Below are 1,644 nucleotides of genomic sequence, written 5' to 3' on the forward strand. Positions count from 1 at the left end.
AGGAGGTCCCCATTGAACAGTGGAATGGACCGCACAACAGGAAAGTCATTGACCGACATTGATCATTTGCGTCAATCAATCCTTGATATTTTATCAACACGCATTGGCTCACGTGTGATGCGGCGTGATTATGGTTCACGCATTGCCGAACTGATTGATGCACCAGTGAATAATGCTTTTGCCGTTGCCCTTTATTCTGCTGTTGCTGAGGCGTTAGACAAGTGGGAACCGCGTTTTAAATTGAAAAAAATTGATTTTAAAATGGTTGATGCTGGACAAGTTTCCTTATCCTTTGAAGGTATTTATTTGCCATCCGGCAAGCCCATCACCATGGAAGGATTACTAATAAAATGAATGGAATGCTTGCCAAACCAGAAATCATCACAGAACTTTCTTTTGAGGAAATACGCGCTGCTGCTCTTGCCCATTTAAAAGAGCTTTTGCCTGAATATACCATTCTCGAAAGTGATCCATCCGTAAAAGTCATTGAAGCTTTTAGCTATCGAGAGTTGCTTTTAAGACAGCGTATTAACGAAGCGGCACGCAACAACATTCTTGATTTTGCAACTGGTGAATCTCTTGATGCTTTGGGAAATTGGCATGGTCTTGCCCGCATGGATGGTGAAAGTGACGAGAGGTATCGTGAACGCATTCAACTTCATGCGCGTGGTGGCAAGGGCAGCGGGACAGAGCCCTATTACAAGCTCATAGCTCTCTCAAGCGATAGTCGTGTTAAGGATGCGATTATTTACCGGAAAGGCAAAGACCCAACCATCTATGTTGCTCTTTTTGGCAACAATGAAGAAGGAACAGCCTCTGAAGATCTCTTACAAACAGTCTCACAAGCACTTCACAAAAAGAATATCATCATGACCAATGATACAATCATTGTGCACGCTGCTGTCAAAAAAGTGATAGATTTAGAAGCAGATGTTTGGCTTTTGCCTGAAACATCTTTGAAAATTCTCACGACAATGGAAGCAAATTTAAGAGCGTCGTGGAGACAAGAACAAGCCATTGGTCGGGAATTAAGCTTGTCGTGGTGGATTTCAAAATTGATGGTTCCTGGTGTCCAGAAAGTGATTGCCATTGCACCAACAAGGGACAGTGCGGTTTGTGATGAAGAAGTTTTAGCGATTGGAAAAATCACCTTAAACTTCAAAGGGCGTGCGCGCTAATGGTTGGCGCCTTACTCCCCACACATGCAACAGAATTCGAAAAGCGCCTTGCCGATGCTTGCGATTTTCATCAAGATGTTGATGGTTCTGTTTTGGGGATTTCCCGCTCGAAACTGATCTCACGTCCTCCTCGCTTTTTGCCGTGGTTGATTGAAGAATACGGACTTGGGGAGCTTACACCTTATGTTCCCAATCTTTATGATCTCATTGATCAAGGGCTTCAATGGCAGCGCTTGCGCGGCTCTCTTGCGGCAATAGAGTTGGGGCTTGAATGGCTTCAGATTACAGCACGTTTTGTACCCGCATGGACGGGGCGTGCATGGTGGAATGCCTTTCAACTCTACTTTGATCAGTTGCCTGAACGAACACAGCTGGAAGCCATTGAAGCAATTACCGACCTTTCCAAAAGTTTGCGCTCTGATTTTCGCCGTGGTGTCATGGGTTATGATGTGCAAGCTGTTGAATG

The 1,644-nt window shown here is 44.6% G+C and carries 3 protein-coding genes; all 3 read left to right on the forward strand.

Features of this window, described 5'->3' with window-relative positions; all coding sequences use genetic code 11:
• Positions 1 to 12: 12 nt before the first annotated feature.
• A complete protein-coding gene (locus GQO39_RS08420; protein WP_156851758.1) occupies positions 13 to 354 on the forward strand; it encodes a GPW/gp25 family protein in 342 nt (113 codons plus the stop codon).
• Positions 351 to 1,178 carry a baseplate J/gp47 family protein gene (locus GQO39_RS08425; RefSeq protein ID WP_156851759.1) on the forward strand — a complete coding sequence of 276 codons (828 nt, stop codon included), beginning with the start codon at positions 351 to 353 and terminating at the stop codon, positions 1,176 to 1,178. The genes GQO39_RS08420 and GQO39_RS08425 overlap by 4 nt, the downstream gene beginning before the upstream one ends.
• The coding region (locus tag GQO39_RS08430) for a phage tail protein (RefSeq protein WP_246668561.1) at positions 1,178 to 1,644 on the forward strand (467 nt) is incomplete at its 3' end. The genes GQO39_RS08425 and GQO39_RS08430, both read left to right, overlap by 1 nt.

Origin of the sequence: Bartonella refiksaydamii (assembly GCF_902652675.1) — a bacterium.
In the GTDB taxonomy this organism is placed as follows: Bacteria; Pseudomonadota; Alphaproteobacteria; order Rhizobiales; family Rhizobiaceae; genus Bartonella; species Bartonella refiksaydamii.

Bases quoted from the DNA above. Each gene is read 5' to 3' on its own strand.
- GQO39_RS08425 (WP_156851759.1), top strand. From the start codon at position 351: ATGAATGGAATGCTTGCCAAACCAGAAATCATCACAGAACTTTCTTTT.